The 19,106-nt window shown below is 55.6% G+C and carries 14 protein-coding genes and 3 pseudogenes; 5 read left to right on the forward strand and 12 right to left on the reverse strand.

What is annotated here, in order from left to right; translation table 11 throughout:
* Nucleotides 1–417 precede the first annotated feature (417 nt).
* Nucleotides 418–2,286, reverse strand: a complete 1,869-nt coding sequence (locus PPOP_RS06925; protein ID WP_093470996.1) for a glycoside hydrolase family 3 protein — start codon at nt 2,284–2,286, stop codon at nt 418–420.
* 227 nt (nt 2,287–2,513) lie between these two features.
* Here PPOP_RS06925 and PPOP_RS06930 point away from each other — a divergent pair, with 227 nt between their 5' ends.
* From PPOP_RS06930 to PPOP_RS20205, 5 genes and pseudogenes are all read left to right on the forward strand, one after another.
* Nucleotides 2,514–3,014: a hypothetical protein gene (locus tag PPOP_RS06930; RefSeq protein ID WP_006285435.1), complete on the forward strand. Its 501-nt coding sequence runs from the start codon at nt 2,514–2,516 to the stop codon at nt 3,012–3,014.
* A 147-nt stretch (nt 3,015–3,161) separates the two neighbouring features.
* Nucleotides 3,162–3,362 (forward strand): hypothetical protein, encoded by a 201-nt coding sequence (locus tag PPOP_RS06935; protein ID WP_148277858.1) that lies wholly within the window; start codon nt 3,162–3,164, stop codon nt 3,360–3,362.
* A 143-nt stretch (nt 3,363–3,505) separates the two neighbouring features.
* A pseudogene (gene proB / locus PPOP_RS06940) lies at nt 3,506–4,613 on the forward strand (glutamate 5-kinase).
* 171 nt (nt 4,614–4,784) lie between these two features.
* Nucleotides 4,785–5,306 (forward strand): annotated as a pseudogene (locus PPOP_RS06945) (aldehyde dehydrogenase family protein); the annotation flags it as partial.
* Nucleotides 5,307–5,343: 37 nt separating this feature from the next.
* Nucleotides 5,344–5,900 (forward strand): annotated as a pseudogene (locus PPOP_RS20205) (pyrroline-5-carboxylate reductase family protein).
* A 111-nt stretch (nt 5,901–6,011) separates the two neighbouring features.
* On the opposite strand, the gene PPOP_RS06960 reads toward PPOP_RS20205, so the two are convergent.
* The 11 genes from PPOP_RS06960 to PPOP_RS07010 all read right to left on the reverse strand — a co-directional run bounded on the left by PPOP_RS06960 (nt 6,012) and on the right by PPOP_RS07010 (nt 18,963).
* A complete protein-coding gene (locus PPOP_RS06960) occupies nt 6,012–6,719 on the reverse strand; it encodes a DnaD domain-containing protein (protein ID WP_006285443.1) in 708 nt (235 codons plus the stop codon).
* A 203-nt stretch (nt 6,720–6,922) separates the two neighbouring features.
* Complete coding sequence (asnS, locus tag PPOP_RS06965; protein WP_042227742.1) at nt 6,923–8,218, reverse strand: asparagine--tRNA ligase; 1,296 nt, start codon at nt 8,216–8,218, stop codon at nt 6,923–6,925.
* Nucleotides 8,218–9,444: an acetate kinase gene (locus PPOP_RS06970; RefSeq protein ID WP_006285446.1), complete on the reverse strand. Its 1,227-nt coding sequence runs from the start codon at nt 9,442–9,444 to the stop codon at nt 8,218–8,220. Before PPOP_RS06970 ends, asnS begins: the two co-directional genes overlap by 1 nt.
* On the reverse strand, nt 9,441–10,313 hold the full coding sequence (locus PPOP_RS06975) for a 3-hydroxyacyl-CoA dehydrogenase family protein (protein ID WP_042227756.1): 873 nt from the start codon (nt 10,311–10,313) through the stop codon (nt 9,441–9,443). Before PPOP_RS06975 ends, PPOP_RS06970 begins: the two co-directional genes overlap by 4 nt.
* A 156-nt stretch (nt 10,314–10,469) precedes the next feature.
* The gene (locus PPOP_RS06980) at nt 10,470–11,975 is read right to left on the reverse strand and encodes an AAA family ATPase (protein WP_006285448.1); all 1,506 of its coding nucleotides are present in this window, start codon (nt 11,973–11,975) and stop codon (nt 10,470–10,472) included.
* Complete coding sequence (locus PPOP_RS06985) at nt 11,944–12,510, reverse strand: hypothetical protein (RefSeq protein WP_006285450.1); 567 nt, start codon at nt 12,508–12,510, stop codon at nt 11,944–11,946. Before PPOP_RS06985 ends, PPOP_RS06980 begins: the two co-directional genes overlap by 32 nt.
* A gap of 324 nt (nt 12,511–12,834) precedes the next feature.
* Nucleotides 12,835–13,356, reverse strand: a complete 522-nt coding sequence (locus PPOP_RS06990) for a hypothetical protein (protein ID WP_006285451.1) — start codon at nt 13,354–13,356, stop codon at nt 12,835–12,837.
* A 12-nt stretch (nt 13,357–13,368) separates the two neighbouring features.
* Nucleotides 13,369–14,679 carry an amidohydrolase gene (locus tag PPOP_RS06995; RefSeq protein ID WP_006285452.1) on the reverse strand — a complete coding sequence of 437 codons (1,311 nt, stop codon included), beginning with the start codon at nt 14,677–14,679 and terminating at the stop codon, nt 13,369–13,371.
* Nucleotides 14,676–15,323: a redox-sensing transcriptional repressor Rex gene (locus PPOP_RS07000; protein ID WP_042227744.1), complete on the reverse strand. Its 648-nt coding sequence runs from the start codon at nt 15,321–15,323 to the stop codon at nt 14,676–14,678. Before PPOP_RS07000 ends, PPOP_RS06995 begins: the two co-directional genes overlap by 4 nt.
* The gene (gene dinG / locus PPOP_RS07005) at nt 15,320–18,214 is read right to left on the reverse strand and encodes an ATP-dependent DNA helicase DinG (RefSeq protein ID WP_042227746.1); all 2,895 of its coding nucleotides are present in this window, start codon (nt 18,212–18,214) and stop codon (nt 15,320–15,322) included. Before dinG ends, PPOP_RS07000 begins: the two co-directional genes overlap by 4 nt.
* Before the next feature lie 116 nt (nt 18,215–18,330).
* A complete protein-coding gene (locus PPOP_RS07010; RefSeq protein WP_006285457.1) occupies nt 18,331–18,963 on the reverse strand; it encodes a tetratricopeptide repeat protein in 633 nt (210 codons plus the stop codon).
* Nucleotides 18,964–19,106 lie beyond the last annotated feature (143 nt).

Consider the following 19,106-nt stretch of genomic DNA (forward strand, 5'->3'; position numbering starts at 1 on the left):
TGAAGGATATACGGGATTGTGGTAGACTTTTGCATTGGAGTCGCCACCTTTCGGTTCGTTTGTAAGGGTACAAACATTTTACCGAGTTGGCGGCCTTTTTTCTACCATTTAGTGGTTAATCAACAGGCCTGGTATCATATAGTCGTTATTTTGCATATCATTTTAATACACAAGGAAGTGCTTATCTATGTCACAAGTCGTAAACATGCGTTATCCGAAAGAATTCGAACAGTCGGACAATCGAGATAGCAAGTAGCTATCTCTTGTCCGAGACCGATTCATCTCATGACTGAAGTCACGAGTGTTCTCGGCTAATTCATAAAGACTGCGGTCGCCGAGCGGTTCGGCAGCCGATCCGAAGCCCCGTAATGGAAGACCAGCCCCGAGACCGCGATTACGGTCTTCGGGGCTGTATGTCTATGGCAGCGCGACCGGCAGCTTGCCTGCGGGCGGTTCGCCGGAAAACAGCGCCTGGACGCCAGCGCGGAGATTGCTCGCCGTCGTCCCGTAAACGGCGATCCCGAGCGGGATATCCGGCAGTTCTGCCATATCGTACGGAGTTCCGACGGACAACACAGCGGCCGCAATGCCCTGCTCCGCCGCAGCCTGGAACCAGCTTCTTACCGCCTTCGCGCTGTCGCGATCATGATGCAGGTTCTGCGTAACCCAGACCGCGACCACCCCTGCTGGCCATTGCCATGGCGATGGCGCCTCTGCTGCCGTCCGTGCATCCACTTGGATGCTGCCCCCGGCCGTAGAGAAAGCGGCTGCTTCGATCTCGCGCTGTACGCGCTCCAGCACTGTCCGCTGCTCTCCGATAAGGATGACGCGGCGGCTGTCCCCGCGAAGCAGCGGCAGCGTCTTGTTCACTGCGGTCCCCCACACGGTGGCCGCTTCGGACGCGATGCGATCGGCCGTCTCTTCCGCCGAGCCGGATTGGAAATACGCTTCGGCTTCCTGGATCGCATCCTCTAGCGGAACAGGCGGGGAAGCCGTGTCGGGCAGCAGTCCGTACTTCCGCTTCATCCGCAATATTCGGCGGACGCTGTCGTCAATCCGGGCGCCCTCAAGCTCGCCGGCGTCCACCGCCCTGTGTATCGCGCTCACCGCCGCGGCTGGCTCCGGCGGCATGAGGAGCACGTCCGCCCCTGCCTTCACCGCCGTGACCGCCGCATCCTCGTTCCCAAAGTGATCGGTGATCGCCTTCATATTGAGCGCATCCGTCACGATGATCCCCTGGAAGCCAAGCTGTTCGCGCAGCACGCCGGTTAAGATATGCGGCGACAAGGTCGCCGGCAGCGTAATCGTCTTCCCGTCCAGCTTCGAGATGGCTGTCGCCGGCTCCAACTGCGGCACTTGAATATGCGCGCTCATAATCGCATCGACGCCTTCCGCAATCGCGGCCCGGAACGGCACCCATTCGACGGATTCGAAGTGCGAAAGACCGTAGTCGAGCTTCGGCAGCCCGAGATGCGAATCGGTCGCCGTGTCCCCATGACCGGGGAAATGCTTGGCTACCGCAGGCATCCCGGCGGCATGCATGCCGCCGATGAACGCTTTGACAAAGTGCGCAACCTGCTCCGGATCCGATCCGAATGATCGAAGGCCGATGACCGGGTTATCCGGATTGCTGTTGATGTCGGCGACTGGCGCGAAGTCGAGATTGATCTCTAGCTTGGCGAGCATCTCGCCAAGCGTTGCCCCCGTCTCGGCGGCCGCTCTCGCACGCCCCGTCGCGCCGATCGCCATATTGCCATTCAGTGCCGAGGCGAAGGGCAGCCGCGTGACGATGCCACCCTCCTGATCGGTGCTGATCCATAGCGGAATGACAGCCGTCTGCTGCAAGCGGCGATTCAGCGTCAATACTTTGCGAATATCCGGAATATCGCTGCGGAACAGGATGACTCCGCCGGGACGGAGCTGCCGGATTGCTTTCTCCAGTTGGTCGCCGCCGGCTTCCCGCTCGACCGCCACCACATCCACCATCATCATTTGACTAATCCGCTCATCGAGCGACATGCCAGACAACGTCTGTTCAATGAACGCCTTCTCCTTCTCCTGTTGGGCGGCTGCTCCTTCGTTCTCTCCCGGCTTCCCGCCTGGAGACGAAGGGCCGCTGGCGCCACTCCCAGGTTCGATAGCCAGTCCCGGCTGAAGCTGGAAGGCACTCCAGGCTCCGATGCCGACGGCCGCGGCAAGCAGCACCGGGGCCAAGAGGATAAGCTTCCACCGAGCTACGCCTCGCCGCCTCCGGCCGTGCCGGTTCCAACCCGGGGACGTGCTCATGCTCGCTCCTCAGCGGATACGGTTTGGATAAGGCATATTTTCCATGCTTCCCGCTTCATTCGACTGACACGCTCCTTCCTGTTTTTCCAACCTTTCCTTTATGATACCTTTTCATGGAATGAAGTCAAGCCGGACACACTACAGGAGGTCTATAAGTTCCCGTTCAACAACAACTTTCTGAACATCTCATCCTCGATTACGGTACCGAAATGAAAGGAGTTTTCCTTATGATAAGACGAGCAATTCGAGCTGCGGCGGCCGTACTGCTGATCGGGGTCTACGCTTGGACCGGCGTCTCCGCCGCATTTCCTGCGGAATTCGAGACCGGGAAGACCGCCCCGTCGACGAAAGTTCCTCCCGTTCAGCTGTTCGACATGCAGCAGGAACGCATTATGAAGACGATTCCGAACCAGGAAGAACATCAGGCTGCCGCCCGGGAATGGCTTCAATCCATTACCGGCCCCGCTCCCCAGTTGACGATCGACAACCGCTGCGGCTATATCGTCCGCATCCCGCTCAAAGCGCCCGCAGAGATCAAGCTCCCTTCAGCGGCATTGAAGACGAAGGATATTTTCTTAATCTACTGTCCGGACAAGGATCCGCTGCTCTTGGTCTTCTCCGAGCAGCGCAAGCCGTTCCTGCTGCGCATCTCGTCGAACGTGAAGCCGTTCATGAAGAAGCTGCTCGCTCCAGCGTCCCTGCAACAAGTGACACCATCAAGCAACTGACCCTCGGGACAGCCGCTTCCTTCGACAAGTCCGCTTGATTGTGACATTCCGTCACGATCCGCCGCTTTACACGTCTCGGAATCGCATGGTATTCTAATGGTAACCGCGCCGCCGCTAGCAAAGGCAGGCGCCGGATACATGAACGCGATGACAGGATCAGTACGTGACCAAGTCATGCTAAGAGAGCGGATGCCCTGGCTGCAAGCACCGCCGTTGACCGTTGCAGAACCTATCCTTGAGCAGTCAGCGTTAGCGATGAGTCACGAAGCTGAACGGCAGCCCCGTTATCGGCAGGAAGCAGGAAGCGGAGAAATCTCGCGGAAGGCCGTTGAGCATCGGCAGCGTTAGGCTTGCAGTGGCCGGCATCCGCAGGAGCTATGTTCGTCTTCAACAAAGGTGGTACCGCGGAAGAGCGACTTTCGTCCTTTATAGGGCGAAAGTTTTTTTGATTTCCACAACAAGTATAGAAGCACGGAGTATAACGGCAGGAAATGATTGATTTGCAACGCATCGTAATCAAAATCGGAAGCAGTTCCCTTACGTCGGACCATGGCGGTCTCGATCGCGATCGGGTCTCCTTCTATGTCCGGGAAATGATCTCCTTGCGTCAACGCGGCGCCCAGGTTGTATTGGTCACCTCCGGAGCGGTCGCGGCCGGCTTCCGGCATATCGGCTACCCCGAACGGACCAAGCATCTGCACGAGAAGCAGGCGGCGGCCGCGGTCGGGCAGGCACTGCTGATGCAGGCGTACCAGGAGCAGCTGCAACTGCATGGAGTGCTTGCGGCACAGATTCTGCTCACCCGTCCTGACTTCGCGAGTCGACGCCGGGGCCATAATACGTATATGACGCTGCTGGAACTGCTGGCCCGAGACGTCGTCCCGATCATTAATGAGAATGATACGGTCTCGGTCGAGGAACTGAAATTCGGCGATAATGATACGCTCTCTGCACTCGTCGCCAATCTGGTTCATGCGAACCGGCTCATTATCGTCACGGATACGGACGGCTTGTATACGGCCGATCCGCGGACGAATCCGGAGGCGACCCGGTTCGTGCGCGTCGAGCAGATCGACGAGGATCTGTATGCATATGCCGGAGGAGCCGGCTCCTCCGTAGGCACAGGCGGGATGCGCTCGAAGTTGGACGCGGCGCGCATCGCTATGCGCGGGGAGGCGTTCCTGCCTTCGTTGGCAAGGTCAATGATCCGGGCGATCTTCTGCACGCGGTAGACGGCGACGGGAAGGGCACCTATTTCGATACCTTTTTTCACGCGTTGCCGATGAAGAAGCAGTGGCTCGGATTCCATTCGACGGCGCATGGTCGCATCGGCGTCGATGCCGGGGCCGAGCAGGCGCTACTGGCCAAAGGCTCAAGCCTGCTGCCTGCCGGCGTCCGATCGAGGGCGAATTCTATTCCGGCGACGTGGTGGAAGTCATCGGCACCGATGTGCGACTTATCGGCAGAGGCATCGTCAATTATGATTCGGATCAACTGCGCACGGCAGCCGGCTGGTCGAGCAATGAAGTGATGAAGCGGATGGAAGTGCACCGGATGGAAGTCATTCACCGGGACGAATGGGTTACGTTGCGTTCCTGATGTTTCGAAAAAAATAGAGCTTTATAAGGAGGAACAACGATGAGTGAAGTGCGTAACAAAGCCTGTCTGGCAAAGCAAGCGGCCTAGATCATGAACCGGTTGACCACGGAGGAGAAACATGCCGCACTACTGCAAATGGCGGATGAGCTGCTGAAGCAAGAGCGCTTCATTATTGAAGCCAATGCGAAGGCTCAGCGTCCATCGGTCTGCAACGCCATGGAGACGCTGCTCGTGCATAAGTCGTATGCAAAGTGGCATTTGCACTCACTGCTGGAACAGATCCGCGCCCACAATATCGAACTCCGCGGCTGCGAGCGAACGCAGGCGCTTCACACGTCGGTGGTGCCAACCTTAGAAGTGGATTATGCGACTGAATACAACGATTATATCCTCAATGTGCGTATCGTTGATTCGCTTGATGCCGCGCTGGAGCATATTGCGCGCTACGGTACGATGCATTCGGAGGGCATCGTCACTGAGAATGCTCAGCATGCCGGGCGTTTTCTCCAGGAAGTCGACGCCGCGGCCGTCTATCACAACGCATCGACCCGATTCACGGACGGATTCGAATTCGGCTTCGGCGCGGAGAGCAGCATCAGCACCCAGAAGCTGCATGCCCGTGGCCCGATGGGATTGCCGACTCTAACCTCAAGCAAGTACCGAATCTACGGAACAGGACAAATTCGTTCCTAAGGCTTAGCGAATCGATATGGATTAGGAAGAGAAAGGAATGATACCAATGGCCCATCGACATGCACAGATAACCGACTCGTTCCGTGCGCTTCGCATCGGCATTTATGGGGCCGGTTCCATGGCGGAAGCGATGATTCGCGGGCTGACGAAGAAGCGGCTGATCGCACCGAACCGGATCGCGGTCGTGAACCGGAGCAATACCACGCGGCTGGAGGAACTGCAGCGGCGTTACGGCGTCGCCGCCGATAATTCTCCGGAGGGCAAATCGCGATTACCGGACTATCCGGAAGCGGCCCGGCATATGTATACTATTTAATGGAAGCGATGATCGCGGCGGGCATCGACGGCGGACTCTCCGCGGAGCAAGCCCGCGAGTTGACCGTGCAGACCGTCCGGGGCGCGGCCGAGATGGTCCGTCTGACCGGAGAAGAGCCGGCCGAGCTTCGGCGCATGGTGACCTCTCCCGGAGGGACGACTGCAGCCGCGATCGAGACGCTAGAGCAGTACCAGTTTCAGCAAGCGCTTCGTTCCGCCATACACCGCGCGGCAGCCCGCGCGCAGAAGATGGGTGAACAAATGGGGAGGGAGACCTAATGAAAACACTTCTGCCAGTCCGAAGTTGTCGATCCCCCGACATGATACCCCGGCACAATGCGTCTCTCTCCTTCGCGCCGGGGTTCCGGTGAAGCTATTCTTGGCAGCAGTTCATGATCCATTGTCAGGAGGGATGCGCATCTTCCCGCTTGAACGGAACCGCTGTGTATACGCCTTGGCGGCCTCAATCGTGTGAACGCGGTTGCGGCTCCATTCGAGCAATATCCGATCGATGTACCGGAAATACACTTTGCCGGCGAATACCGCTTCCTTAAGCGCCAGTAAAATCAGCTCTTCCGGATACCGGTCTTCGTCGATCCAGCCGGCGATCGTCTCGCATTCCATCGGGGAGAGGGGGCGTCCGAATTCCTTCTCGAAAATTTGGAACAGATTCGGTGAGTCCGCGTCGGACAACGGGGCCGACGCCCGCAGTCGCTGCCGTTCCGCCCGGATTTCCTCGGCGGCGGCCAAAGCGAGCTTTTCCCACAAGCCGGTCAAATTGTACTGCTCGTACTGGACATCCGTCACCGGATCGATATTGTCGTCTATGCTTAAAAAACCTTCTTTCATCAGCTTCTGCAGCGATTTGATCACCGCATCAGGAGCTGCCCCCATTCGTTCCTGCAGTTCGTCGATTGTCGGGAACTCCTTCATCTCCTGCTGTTTGAAGCCGATGAGGTGAATAAGCAGCATCACATCCGAATCGCTCAACTTCCATTGCCTATAGTAACGCAGCAAATGATACGGCACGCTAATGCTGCCCGATTGCAGGCCAAGCGCCAACCCTTTGGCGAAGGTCCGAAATCCGTCTACACTCACCAAGGTACCTCCTCTTCCCAACATACTTTCCTTATTGTCGCACAAACAAATGTATTTGGTAAGGCTTACATTGATATCGTTTCCAAAAAATTCATGAACTTTTGTAACAGTAATCCCGTATCACCGGAGCGATACGGGATCATGTTCTAGCTATTACGCCATGGATAGTCAGCGCTGCGAGGCGCGGCGCATCAACCATGCCGTTATGGATACAGACGGTACAACAGGCGTGGGAACGGAATGGTCTCCCGAACGTGATCAAGCCCGCAAATCCACGCCACCGTACGCTCCAGTCCGAGGCCGAAGCCGGAATGAGGCACGGAACCATATTTTCTTAAGTCAAGATACCACCGATACGCTTCATCGGACAGCTCATGCTCGCGGAACCGCTCCTGAAGCAGCTCCGGATCGTCGATCCGCTGCGAGCCGCCGATAATCTCACCATAGCCTTCCGGCGCGATCAGGTCAGCACAGAGCACAACTTCCGGACGATGCGGATCCGGCTTCATGTAGAACGCCTTGATCGATGTCGGATAATGAGTAATGAACACCGGCGTCTCGTATTTTTCAGCGATCGCCGTTTCATGCGGTGCTCCGAAGTCTTCACCCCACGGAATGTCGTAGCCTTGCGCTAGCAAAAACTGAATCGCTTCGTCATACGTGATACGCGGGAACGGGGCTGTCACCTTTTCCAGCTTCGAGACATCCCGCCCTAGTGTATCAAGCTCGGCGCGACAGTTTTTCAGCACGGACTGCACGATATGTGCGATGAATTGCTCCTGTACCCGCAGGCTCTCTTCATGATCGACGAAGGCCATCTCCGGCTCTATCATCCAGAACTCGATCAGGTGGCGTCGGGTCTTCGATTTCTCGGCACGGAACGTTGGACCGAACGAGTACACCTTGTTCAGCGCCATCGCCGCAGCTTCCATATAGAGCTGTCCGCTCTGGGTCAGGAACGCGTCTTCTTCGAAATATCTCGTATGGAATAGCTCCGTCGTGCCCTCACAAGAGGAAGGCGTCAGGATCGGAGGATCAACCAGCGTAAAGCCATGCTCGTCGAAAAATTGCTGCACCGCGCGAATAATCTCGGCGCGAATCGTCTGAATGGCGCGCTGTCTTGGCGCCCGCAACCATAGATGGCGGTGATCCATCAGGAAGTCGACGCCATGCTCCTTCGGTGTGATCGGATAGTCCTCCGTCAGTTGGATAATCTCGATGCCGGTTACCGTCATTTCATAACCGGACTTGGAACGCGGCTCTTCCCGAATGATCCCTGTAACATATAAGGAGCTCTCCTGCGTTAAGCTCTTGCCCAACTCCCATACCTCTTCCGGCACTTCGCTCTTCACGACGACACCTTGGATGAACCCGGTGCCATCCCGCAACTGTAGAAATTGAATCTTGCCACTGGAGCGTTTGTTATGCAGCCAGCCGCCGATACGGACTTCTTTGTCCACATGGCGGTTGACTTCACGGATGACACATGTGGTCGTCATCATTCGTCTCTCCCCAACGATGGTTTGGATTGTTGCACCAATCGATACGTATCGCGGGCAATGATCAGCTCTTCATTGGTCGGAATGACGAAGACGTCCACCTTCGAATTCGGCGTCGAGATGCGGCGCGGTTCCTTCGAGCGCACCTTATTCAGATCCCGATCAAGCTCTACGCCGAGGAACGACAGCTTCTCGCATACATGCTGGCGAATGACAACCGAGTTCTCGCCCACGCCAGCGGTAAATACGATCGCATCGACCCCGTCCATCGCAGCCGCATAGGCACCGATATACTTGCGCATGCGGTACGTGTACATCTCGAACGCCAGCGTCGAATTCGGCTCGCCTGCTTCCATTCCGTCCGTAATCTCCCGCATATCGCTGGATACGCCGGAGATCGCGAGCAGCCCGCTATGCTTGTTCAGCATCGAATTGACTTCATTGACGCTCAGGTCTTCCTTCATCATCGTGAACGGAACAACCGCAGGGTCCAGGTCGCCGCTGCGCGTACCCATCATCAGGCCTTCAAGCGGCGTCATCCCCATCGACGTGTCGACCGAGATACCCCCGTCGACCGCTGTCAGGCTGGCCCCGTTCCCGATATGGCATGTAATGATTTTCAGCTCTTCGATCGGGCGGTCCATCAGCTCGGCCGCGCGCTTGCTGACATAATCATGCGATGTGCCATGGAAGCCGTAGCGGCGGATTTTGTGCTTTTTGTACAGCACTTTTGGAATGGCGTACATGTACGCTTTCTCTGGCATCGTCTGGTGGAAAGCCGTATCGAACACAACGGATTGCGGCACGTTCGGCATATTCGCCTCCACGGCTTTGATCCCCATCATATGGGCCGGATTATGCAGCGGCGCCAGATCGAACAAGCGGCGAATCTCGGCTTTGACCTCCGAATCGACCAGTACCGAGTTATTGAACGATTCGCCGCCATGCACGACGCGATGGCCGACCGCATCGATCTCGTCGGTCGACTTCAACACGCCGACTTCCGCATCGGTCAGCTTGCCCAATACTTTGCGGATTGCCGTCGTATGGTCGAGAATCTCGCTGACTTCCGTGATCTCTTCTGCATGATACGGCTCATGCACGAGGATAGAAGAATCCAACCCGATGCGCTCTACCCGGCCTGCCGCCAATACCGATTCGTCCGTCATATTATATAGCTGATATTTAAGCGAGGAGCTTCCCGCGTTAATTACAAGTATTTTCATAATCGTTCCCCATCCTTATCATACTTGAAAAATCCGACGCCCGTTTTCACACCAAGGTGGCCGGCTCGCACCATCTTTTTCAACATTACGGACGGACGATATTTGATATCGCCGAATTCGCGGAACATACGCTCCATGGCCGCCAATACCGAATCCAGACCAAAACGGTCCGCCATTTCCAAAGGCCCGTATTGGAAATGGTATCCGATGCGCATCGCATTGTCGACATCTTCTGCCGAAGCAACGCCTTCCTGGAGCACATGAAGAGCCTCGTTGATAAGAACGCAGATAATGCGCGTCGTGACGAATCCCGGAGATTCATACACCATCACGCCTTGCTTCTGTACAACTTCTTCGACGAAGCGCTTCGTTTCGTTAAATGTCGTATCCGACGTATTCAGCCCGCGGATCATCTCCACAAGCTCAACCTTCGAGACAGGATAAATAAAGTGCATGCCGATAACCCGCTCCGGATATTTCGTCCGGCTGGCCATTTCAGTTAACGACAAGGTGGATGTATTGCTTGCCAAAATAATATGGCTCGGACAGACGCGGTCCAATTCGGCAAATACTTGCTTCTTCGCTTCCAAATCCTCCAAGATCGTCTCAATGACCAATTCGCAGGATCCAAGTTCCGCCAAATGCGTCACCTTATGTATGCGGGATAGGATCAATTTTTTCTCCGCCTGGGTAATGGCCCATTTCTCCAATTGTTTGTCCAGACTCGCTTCAATCATCGAGTAGGCATGATCCAGCTTCTCTGTCGACTTTTCTACCAGCAGCACGTCCAAGCCTTTAACCGCAAGCATTTCCGCAATGCCTTGGCCCATTGTTCCGCCGCCGATGACGCCAATTTTCTTGAAAAACATGGCTTCTTCCACCTTTCCTCCACCTTTCCTCCATCTATGCTCTGTCTATTGTACCCGATAACAGGCATTCGTTATCAGTGCACAGGGATCTTAACGTATCATAACATGAATCTTACACATAAAAAAAGAAAAACCCAGCGTGTTTTCACGCTGGGATTATACCCTGTCACATAATAGACACCGAAACTGCTCTCCGCTCAAGTTTTCCTCGCGCAGAAGCTGGTGCAAAATGCGCTCGAAGGCAGGCTTGCGCTCGCTCAACAGCGCGTGCGTACGCTGGAACAGCTGCTCCATGATGACTTGCGTCTGACCGGTCAGCGCTTCCGGCGGCACCTGCTTCAAGCGGACGATGCCCAGCTCCGTCAGGCCGGCATTGACCATCGTATCGACGATGTTCAGCGCCTGATCGAAGTCGCTCTGGGAGCCGGTGCTGCGGTTGCCGTAAAAGATCTCCTCGGCAACGGCTCCGCCAAGCGCAATCATAATCTGTTCCTCCAGGAACGGCAACGTGTACAGATAACGCTCTTCCAGCGGCTGATGGCGGACATAGCCAAGCGCCTGCCCCCTTGGGCTAAGCGCCACCTGGGATACGCTGCCGGGTCGAACCACCTCCGCCATAATCGCATGCCCAAGCTCATGGAGCGCGACACGCCGACGTTCTTCCTGATTCGTCTCCCGGTCGATCTTCTCGCCCATCATCACTTTATCAATCGCCTGGGACAAATCGTTCGTCGTAATGACATCCGACTCATCCCGCATCGCATAGATCGCGCCTTCGTTCAAGACACTCTCCAATTGTGCGCCGGAGAAGCCGAACGTCTCGTCGGCGATCCGCTCCAGATCGACGTCATCGGCCAGCGGCTTATTCTGGGCGTGCAGCTTCAAAATATGAAGCCGGCCCTTTTTATCGGGGAGATCGACCTGAATATGGCGGTCGAACCTTCCCGGGCGAAGAAGAGCGCTGTCCAGTATTTCCTTGCGGTTCGTCGCGGCCATGACGAGAATGCGCGGGCTCATGTCGGCATACAGCCCGTCCATCTCCGTCAGCAACTGGTTCAGCGTCTGATCGTATTCCCGCTGCTGTCCGCCTTCCCGCTTGCCGCCGATGACATCGATCTCGTCGATGAAGATGACGGCGTTCTGCTTCTTCTCCTTGGCTGCGCGCTGCCGCGCCTGCTTGAACAGCTCGCGTACGCGGCCGGCTCCGACACCGACGAACATCTCCACGAACTCGCTGCCCGCAACACCGATGAAGACGGCATCGGCATAATGCGCCGCCGCTTTGGCCATCAGCGTCTTCCCTGTCCCCGGAGGACCGGTAAGCAGGATGCCCTTAAGCGGACGGATCCCAAATTTCCTAATCTCGTCCGGGCGAACAAGGAAATCGAGCGCTTCAACTAATTCGTTCTTGGCTCGTTCCTGCCCGCCAATCTGCTCGAAGCTTAGCGGGGCTACGTCCGCCTTGCGCGAAGTGCTGTGGGCTCCTCCGTTCGTCACTCCGGCGCCACCGCGCCGCTTGACGGCATACGAGAGTACGATGCATACAGCGGCAATCAATACGATCGGAATGATATTCACGCCGCGAAAAGCGAGAAAGATAACGATCGAAATCGCCGCTCCGATAGCTACCTCAGGCCAGTGGATCGATAGTCTGTTCTTCATGCGGCCACACCCCCATTGCGGTACCGTCCAGCGGCAAGAGCATCGTCTTGCTGCCTTGCTTGTCCTTCAGTTGAATATAGATATACTGGTTATCCATCTCCGTCACGACTTCCAGACCCGACTGCTTCGTCTTCAGCTCCAGCAGCTTCTTCGGAATATCGCTATAATTCTGGTGAACCATTGCCTCGGCCACATCGAACATTGCCTGCGACCACCAATTGTCAATCGATGACGTACTGTTCTCATTGATATATTCAATCCGAATGTTTTTTCCTTTGGCGTACGGTGCTATATCGGGTTTCAGCTTCTGCACCACTTCACGAATATTGGCGCTAGAATCGGTCTGAATTTGAATGTTCAGCGTATCCGAATGCCAGTCTACCTGGTACTTCATTATCTCGGCATGCTGCCGCATAACCCGATCTACGGGCTGTTGCACATACTTCGTCTGATATACGGCCCACCCGCCGAATAAAATACCGCCGGTCAGCAGCATTATAAGCAGGGTCGGCGTGATGCGAATGTTCTTCGTCATGCCACTAAAACCCCTTTCTATTCCTGTATCTCACTGAATTTGCAATTTGGACATATTGCTGGCATGCAGACGAAATCATCTGCTGTGGCTGATATACGGTGCTTTAATGTATGCAAATCAAACGGACTATTTATCTATCATTTTGTGATATATAAGAGTATATCATATTTGATATATAATATCGGAATGTAAAGTGTTCCATGACTGCCAGGACAGCAAAAAGCACCGCCTCCCCTCAGCGGCGAAATTACGCTGAAGCGAAGCGGTGCGCTATGAAATTGCAGGTCCAAGCTGCCCCGGGCTATTGAATTGCAGGTCTCCGGGCTATTGGTTGGGCAGTCCATAAATCTCGCCCACTGGAGAACCGTCGTAGAAGGAATAAAACTGATAAAAATAGCGGCGCGTCCCTTGCTCGTCCTTACGTTGGACGAAGGCTTGCCACACATAGTGATTATCCATGTATCCAGGCAGCAGGCGCACGATGCGGACATCGGGGTGCGCCTGCTGGATCATGGCCTTCACCGTGGCCTTATCCACGGTATCGGCTACCGGAATGGAGGTGACCCGATCGGGCAAGACCCACACCCAGACCGCCTTCCCTTCCTGGTTGACCCCTTGAATGACGTAGACGACTTTATCCCATATGCCCTTCTCGATGCCGTTCACTTCGGTCAACGGCACCACTTGCTGCGCGTGCTGCAGGATGTCTGCTTCCTTCTTCCGCTCGTCGGAATAAATATTATTGACGTACATGACCGACGCGGTAATCAACAAGATCAGCACGACGAACGCCTGCACAGCGATGAACCACCGGTTGCGGTGGCGACGACTGCGGCTTCTGGCCATGCGCTCCTCCCGTCAGCGCTCGAGCAGGCGCTCGAAGCACCGCCCGGCTTCATAGAGAATGCGCTCTTCGTCCAAGGTTAGGCACTGGCCGTCCTTAACCACTTGGCGCCCATCGACCCATACATGGGCGACGTCTTTGGCGGAAGCGGAATAGATCATATGCGAGACGAAATCGGTATGCGGCACGAAATGCGGCTGGTTCACATGGACCGCCACGATATCCGCCTTCATGCCGGGCTCCAGCAGACCCAGCTTCTCTGCCCGGATCGTCTGCGCTCCGTACAACGTGCCCATCCGCATCGCTTCGGCTGCCGGCACCGCCGTTGGATCGCCGGAAACGCCCTTATGAATCAGCGCTGCCAGGCGCATCTCTTCGAACATATCCAGATTGTTGTTGCTTGCCGGCCCGTCGGTTCCCAGCGATACGGTTACGCCGGCGCGCAGCAGCTCCGGTACCCGCGCCACACCGGAAGCCAGCTTCAGATTGCTGCCCGGATTATGGGAGACGGCCACCTCATGACGAGCCAATACTTCGATCTCTTCATCGGTCAAATGAACGCCGTGCGCCACGAAGGAAGGGCGGGAGAAGAAGCCGAGCTTCTCCAGATGAGCGACGGGACGCAGTCCGTAGTCCGCAACATTCTGAGCGACTTCCGCCGCGGTCTCCGACATATGCGTATGCAGCGGAAGATCGAGATCATGCGCCGCCTGCACGAACTTCTCGATGAAGCCTGGAGGGCATGTATACGGAGCGTGCGGCGCCAGCATCGCCGTGATGCGGCCATCCGCCTTGCCGTGCCAGTCGCGGGCGAATTGAACGGCCTCCCGCAGCTTCGCTTCCTGCACATCTGCCGGGCATAAGCCGATGGCGCCGCGCATCAGGCAGGCGCGCATGCCAGACTCCTCGATAACCTTGGCCACTTCATCCATATGATCATACATATCGACGAACGTGGTCGTTCCGCCTTTCAGCATTTCCAGAACCGAGAGCGCCGTTCCCCAACGGACGTCCTCCGCAGTGAATTTCGCTTCCATCGGCCACATCTTCTCTTGCAGCCACGTTTGGAGCACCATATCATCGCCATATCCGCGCAGCAGCGACATCGCCGCATGGCCGTGCGTGTTAATGAGCCCTGGCATGAAGAACAGCCCTTTGCCGTCGATCCGTACCGCCTCGGGCGTATCATGCTCCTGCGGCAAATGTTCTCCCAGAAAAACAATCATGTCATTTTCAATGACCATCGTACCTGTAACGGCTGTCCGCTTCGCGCCTGGGCGCAATGAGGCAAAGGTTCCGTTGCTAATGATAAGTTTCATCGTCATTCTACCGGAGCTTCCTTTCTGTCATCAGATAAATAGTAGGCCAGACTGAACATGTCCGTCGTAAAATCGGCCGTATGCACCCGCACATGAGCCGGAACGCGGAGGATTACCGGAGCGAAGTTCAAGATCGCCTCCACTCCCGCGTCGACGAACTGCCCCGCGACATGCTGTGCCTCCGAGGCGGGCACGGTGATGATGCCGATGCGAATTTTCTGTTCGCGTACGGTGTCTCCCAAATCATTCATCGGCTGCACGCGTAGATTGTTGATCTCGGTGCCTACCTTCGACTCCAGCGCGTCGAATACGGCTACAATCCGCATATTGTCCTTCAGGTAAGCCGTATAGTTGCACAATGCATGGCCCAGCTTCCCCGCGCCGACGAGACCGACATGAATAATCTGATCCAGCTTCAGGATATGGCGGATTTGTTGAATCAGGTAAGAGACGTCATACCCGATTCCTTTGCGTCCAAAATCGCCAAAATACGCCAAGTCTTTGCGAATCTGGGCGGGATTGAGGTCCAGCTTCTGACCCAAATCCTGTGAAGAAACCGTCAGAACCTCTCGCTGCTTTAGTTCCATCAAATGCCGTAAATAAACCGGCAGTCTGCGAACGACAGCTTCTGATATTTTCAACGTTTTCATATCTGTTTCGTTGCCCCCTCATCGCTCTTACATGCCTGTTTTTCGTGCTCGCTTAACCACGCTTCGATTCTGGGCACCAGCTGTACATTGGCCATGTGCTCCATCTTCGGTCCAGGAAGCGAATATAAGAAATGTTTTCCATAGCTCGTCTCAATGACCCGCGTATCGTACACGATGACGATGCCTTTATCCTGAGTGGTCCGCACAAGGCGTCCGAAGCCCTGCTTGAAGCGGATGACCGCCTGCGGAACCGAATATTTGCGAAACGGGTTCTGCTTCTGACGCTTCAGCCGATCGCATTTGGCTTCGACGAGCGGATGGTTCGGCGGCTGGAATGGCAGCCGGACAATGGCGAGACAGGTGAGCGCGTCTCCGGGAATGTCGACCCCTTCCCAGAAGCTGCTCGTACCGAGCAGCACGGAGGCCGGCTGCTCCCGGAAGCGGCGCGTCAGCTTGCTGCGGTTGCCGCTATCGATGCCTTGGCCCAGCACCTGAATGCCACTAGCGCTCAGCGCTTCCTTCAGGGGCTCGTACACATCCCGGAGCATGCGATAGGAGGTGAACAGGACGAGCATTCTGCCACGCGTGACGAGCGCCACATCCCCGATCGATGTGGCGAGCTTCTGATTGAAGACCGTGTCGGATGAGCCTTTGACGCTGGGGAAATCACGCGGGATAACGACCAGCGCCTGCTCCCGGTAATTGAACGGGGATGGCAGAATGACCGTATGCATCCTGCCGTCGTTGGCGGCCTCCGTCAGCCCGATTTGCTCCTGTATGAACTGGAACGATTTATCTACGGACAGCGTGGCCGAAGTAAGGATTACGCTCTTCTTCGGCTCGAAGAAATAACGGTTCAGCGCCTCGCTCACGTCAACCGGTACGGCATACATTTGCAGCGACTTGAACTTGAATTGCGTGTCGCCCTCCATCCAGTACACCGTCTCGGGATCCGATCCTTGTATGAATAGCCGGAAATCATCGCGGACCTGGCCTACATCCTTCAGCAGCCCGCTAATATCGACGATGACGCCCTCCAGCTCGTCGTCATCGGCCTCTTTCCACTCATTGACCAGCTTTTCGCCCGAACGCACGATATCGCTGAGACGGATGTGGATCGATTTCTCCAGCTCCACCGCTTCGGGCCAACGATCCGGCCGTTGGCCGGCTGGAAGGCGCAGCACCGACTGCCCGCCCTCGAATGGACCGGATTCCCCGGAAGGAAGCAGTTGATACAGCATGTCATGCAGCCGATCCCATTGCTCCTTCGCGTCGACGATCTGCTGGAGCAGCTTATCGATCCCTTCGGCCCAGATAAGCGCTTTCTCATGGCCTGACAACCGGAGTCGATGTTGAAGCACGATAAGAGCGCCGCTCTTGCTGTCTTTGAACAACCGGGTCAGCGGGTGAATAAGTGAAAAATATTGCAAATTCGTCCCCAAGTGCTTGCTAGCCGTCTCCTCGAAATGATGCGCCTCGTCAACGACGAGATGCTCATAGCCCGGAAGCAGACGATGGTCCGCCATCACGTCGGTAAATAATAACGAATGATTTGTAATGACGATATCAGAGAGGTTTGCGTTATTTTTGGCCCGGTGATAGAAGCAGCGGCGGAACCAAGGACAGGAACGGTTCAGGCAGGAATCGCTGTCGCTGGATACCGAATCCCAGAACTCGGGCCCTTTGTGCACGAGATGCAGTTCCTCGTCATCTCCATGCTCCGTCTGGCTAAGCCATACGAGCAGCTGCGCCGCTGTAATGCTGTCATCTCTTGCGTGGACGAACTCTCTATCACTTATTTTATGTTCAAATTTGCGCAAACACAAATAGTGGCTGCGGCCTTTTAGTATCGATACCTTGAATGTAAAAGGAACGATCTGCTCGAGAAGCGGCACATCGCGCTGTCTTAACTGCTCTTGCAGGTTGATCGTATGGGTGCTGACGACCACCTTTTTCTCATGAAGAGCGCTGTGATACAGGGCCGGCAGCAAATAACCGAGCGACTTGCCCGTTCCCGTTCCGGCTTCAATCAGCAAATGCTTGTTCTCATCGAGACATTGCATTACTTCGTTGAACATCTGCTCCTGAGCGGCGCGAGGCTCATAATGATCCAGCATCGCTTCCATCCGGTGCTTCACTTCATCCAGGAATTGGCGGAATGACTTGCCGGACAGCGGATGGTCTGCGGACGTCTCCCGAGGCGGCAACATATTGGTCCAATCGTCCTGCTTGAGCATCAATTGGCGGTGGGGGAAGCCGCCTTCCTCCTCCCAGCTTGCCAAATTCCGCTCCCGTTCACGCAGCTTCTCCGCCAGAAGCCACTTCAAATCCCATTCTTCGTGATCCCCGAACACATCGATGATGCCTTGCAGCGTAAGCATAGGCAAGTCATCAATGGCTTCCATGCACCGGCGGAAAATGTCCGCCGTCGCCAGCGCATCGCTGTCCGCCTGATGGGGCCTGTCATGGGCAATGCCGAAATCATGAGCGACGGAACCGAGCTGATAGGAAGGAAGCGAAGGAAATAAAATGCGAAGCAACTCGATCGTGTCCACTATCCGGCCCGTGAACGGCAAATAACCGGTCTGCTCCAGCGCCTGGCGCAAATATTGGTAATCGAAGCCGACATTGTGGCCGACCAGAACCACGTCGCTGAGCAGGGGCACCATCCCGGTCATCGCCTCGTCCAGTTCTGGCGCATCCTGAACCTCCTTGTCGGAGATGCCTGTAAGATTCGTGATGAATTCGGGTATGCTTGCCGTCGGACGAACCAGGGTATGATATTGTTGTTCTACGCTCAGATCATGTCCCAGTACGACAAGGCCAATCTGTATAATTTCATCGCTGGGCTGATTGCCCGTCGTCTCAAAATCCAACACTGCAAATCTCATTATCTGTTAAATTCCTCTCACCGTTTCTGTTCATAGCATAACAGATGATCGGCCATTTGGAAATGCACAGAGGGAAACATCTGTGCGTATTTTTACGAACAGGTTTCCCTCTCTGGTTACGGCATGTGAATCCATTCACCGCCATATTGCAAATGATCGCTATCCGACAGACACGCTTTCAAGTTCAAGACAGGCTCTGGCAGTGAAGGATCAAGCAGGTGCGCTTTGCTGAAGTATTCCTTTGCTTTGGAAAGATCTTGCTGCTCGGCGCTGATGCAGCCCAAGGCATTGTAAGCGATCGCTTTGAGGTATTTGCTCTCGGTCAGCGGAATGATGAGTTGAAAATGATGTCCCGCTTCCTGATTCCGACCCAAATGCAAATAACTCATGGCCAAATAAATGCGGCTGTCCATATGATCAGGCCTTATCGATGCCGCCGCTTCCAAATGCTTGACGGCTTCATCATACATCATCAGCATGTAGTATCCCTGACCTCGCGGGAACGGATCCGTAATATCGGGCAGTGTCGGCTGCGGCTGCGCCTCGATCGCGTCATTTGAACTATGCGGACGCAGCGAGGCGAGCTTATCCTCGAACCGAAGCCACTCCTCCACGATGTTATCGCTCATGGTGGACAGCACCTTCACTTGCCGGTCCAATTCCTGCTTAAGCTCTCCCGTGGCATGGGGATACTTCCGAATTAATTCATCCAGCACTTCATTCATCGTCGCGAATACTTGTTGCAGCACGATTCCATCCCACCTTTACGAGTGATGCGTATCGTCTTCATAACGGATCTACGTTCATTGTGCGTTAAGGGGGTGGATTTCATTCCGTGCTCCAACGTTTCCCCAACGGAGCCTGTCGCTGTCAAGAGCTTGGCCTTGTCCAG

This window comes from Paenibacillus popilliae ATCC 14706 (genome assembly GCF_000315235.1).
Taxonomy (GTDB): domain Bacteria; phylum Bacillota; class Bacilli; order Paenibacillales; family Paenibacillaceae; genus Paenibacillus_B; species Paenibacillus_B popilliae.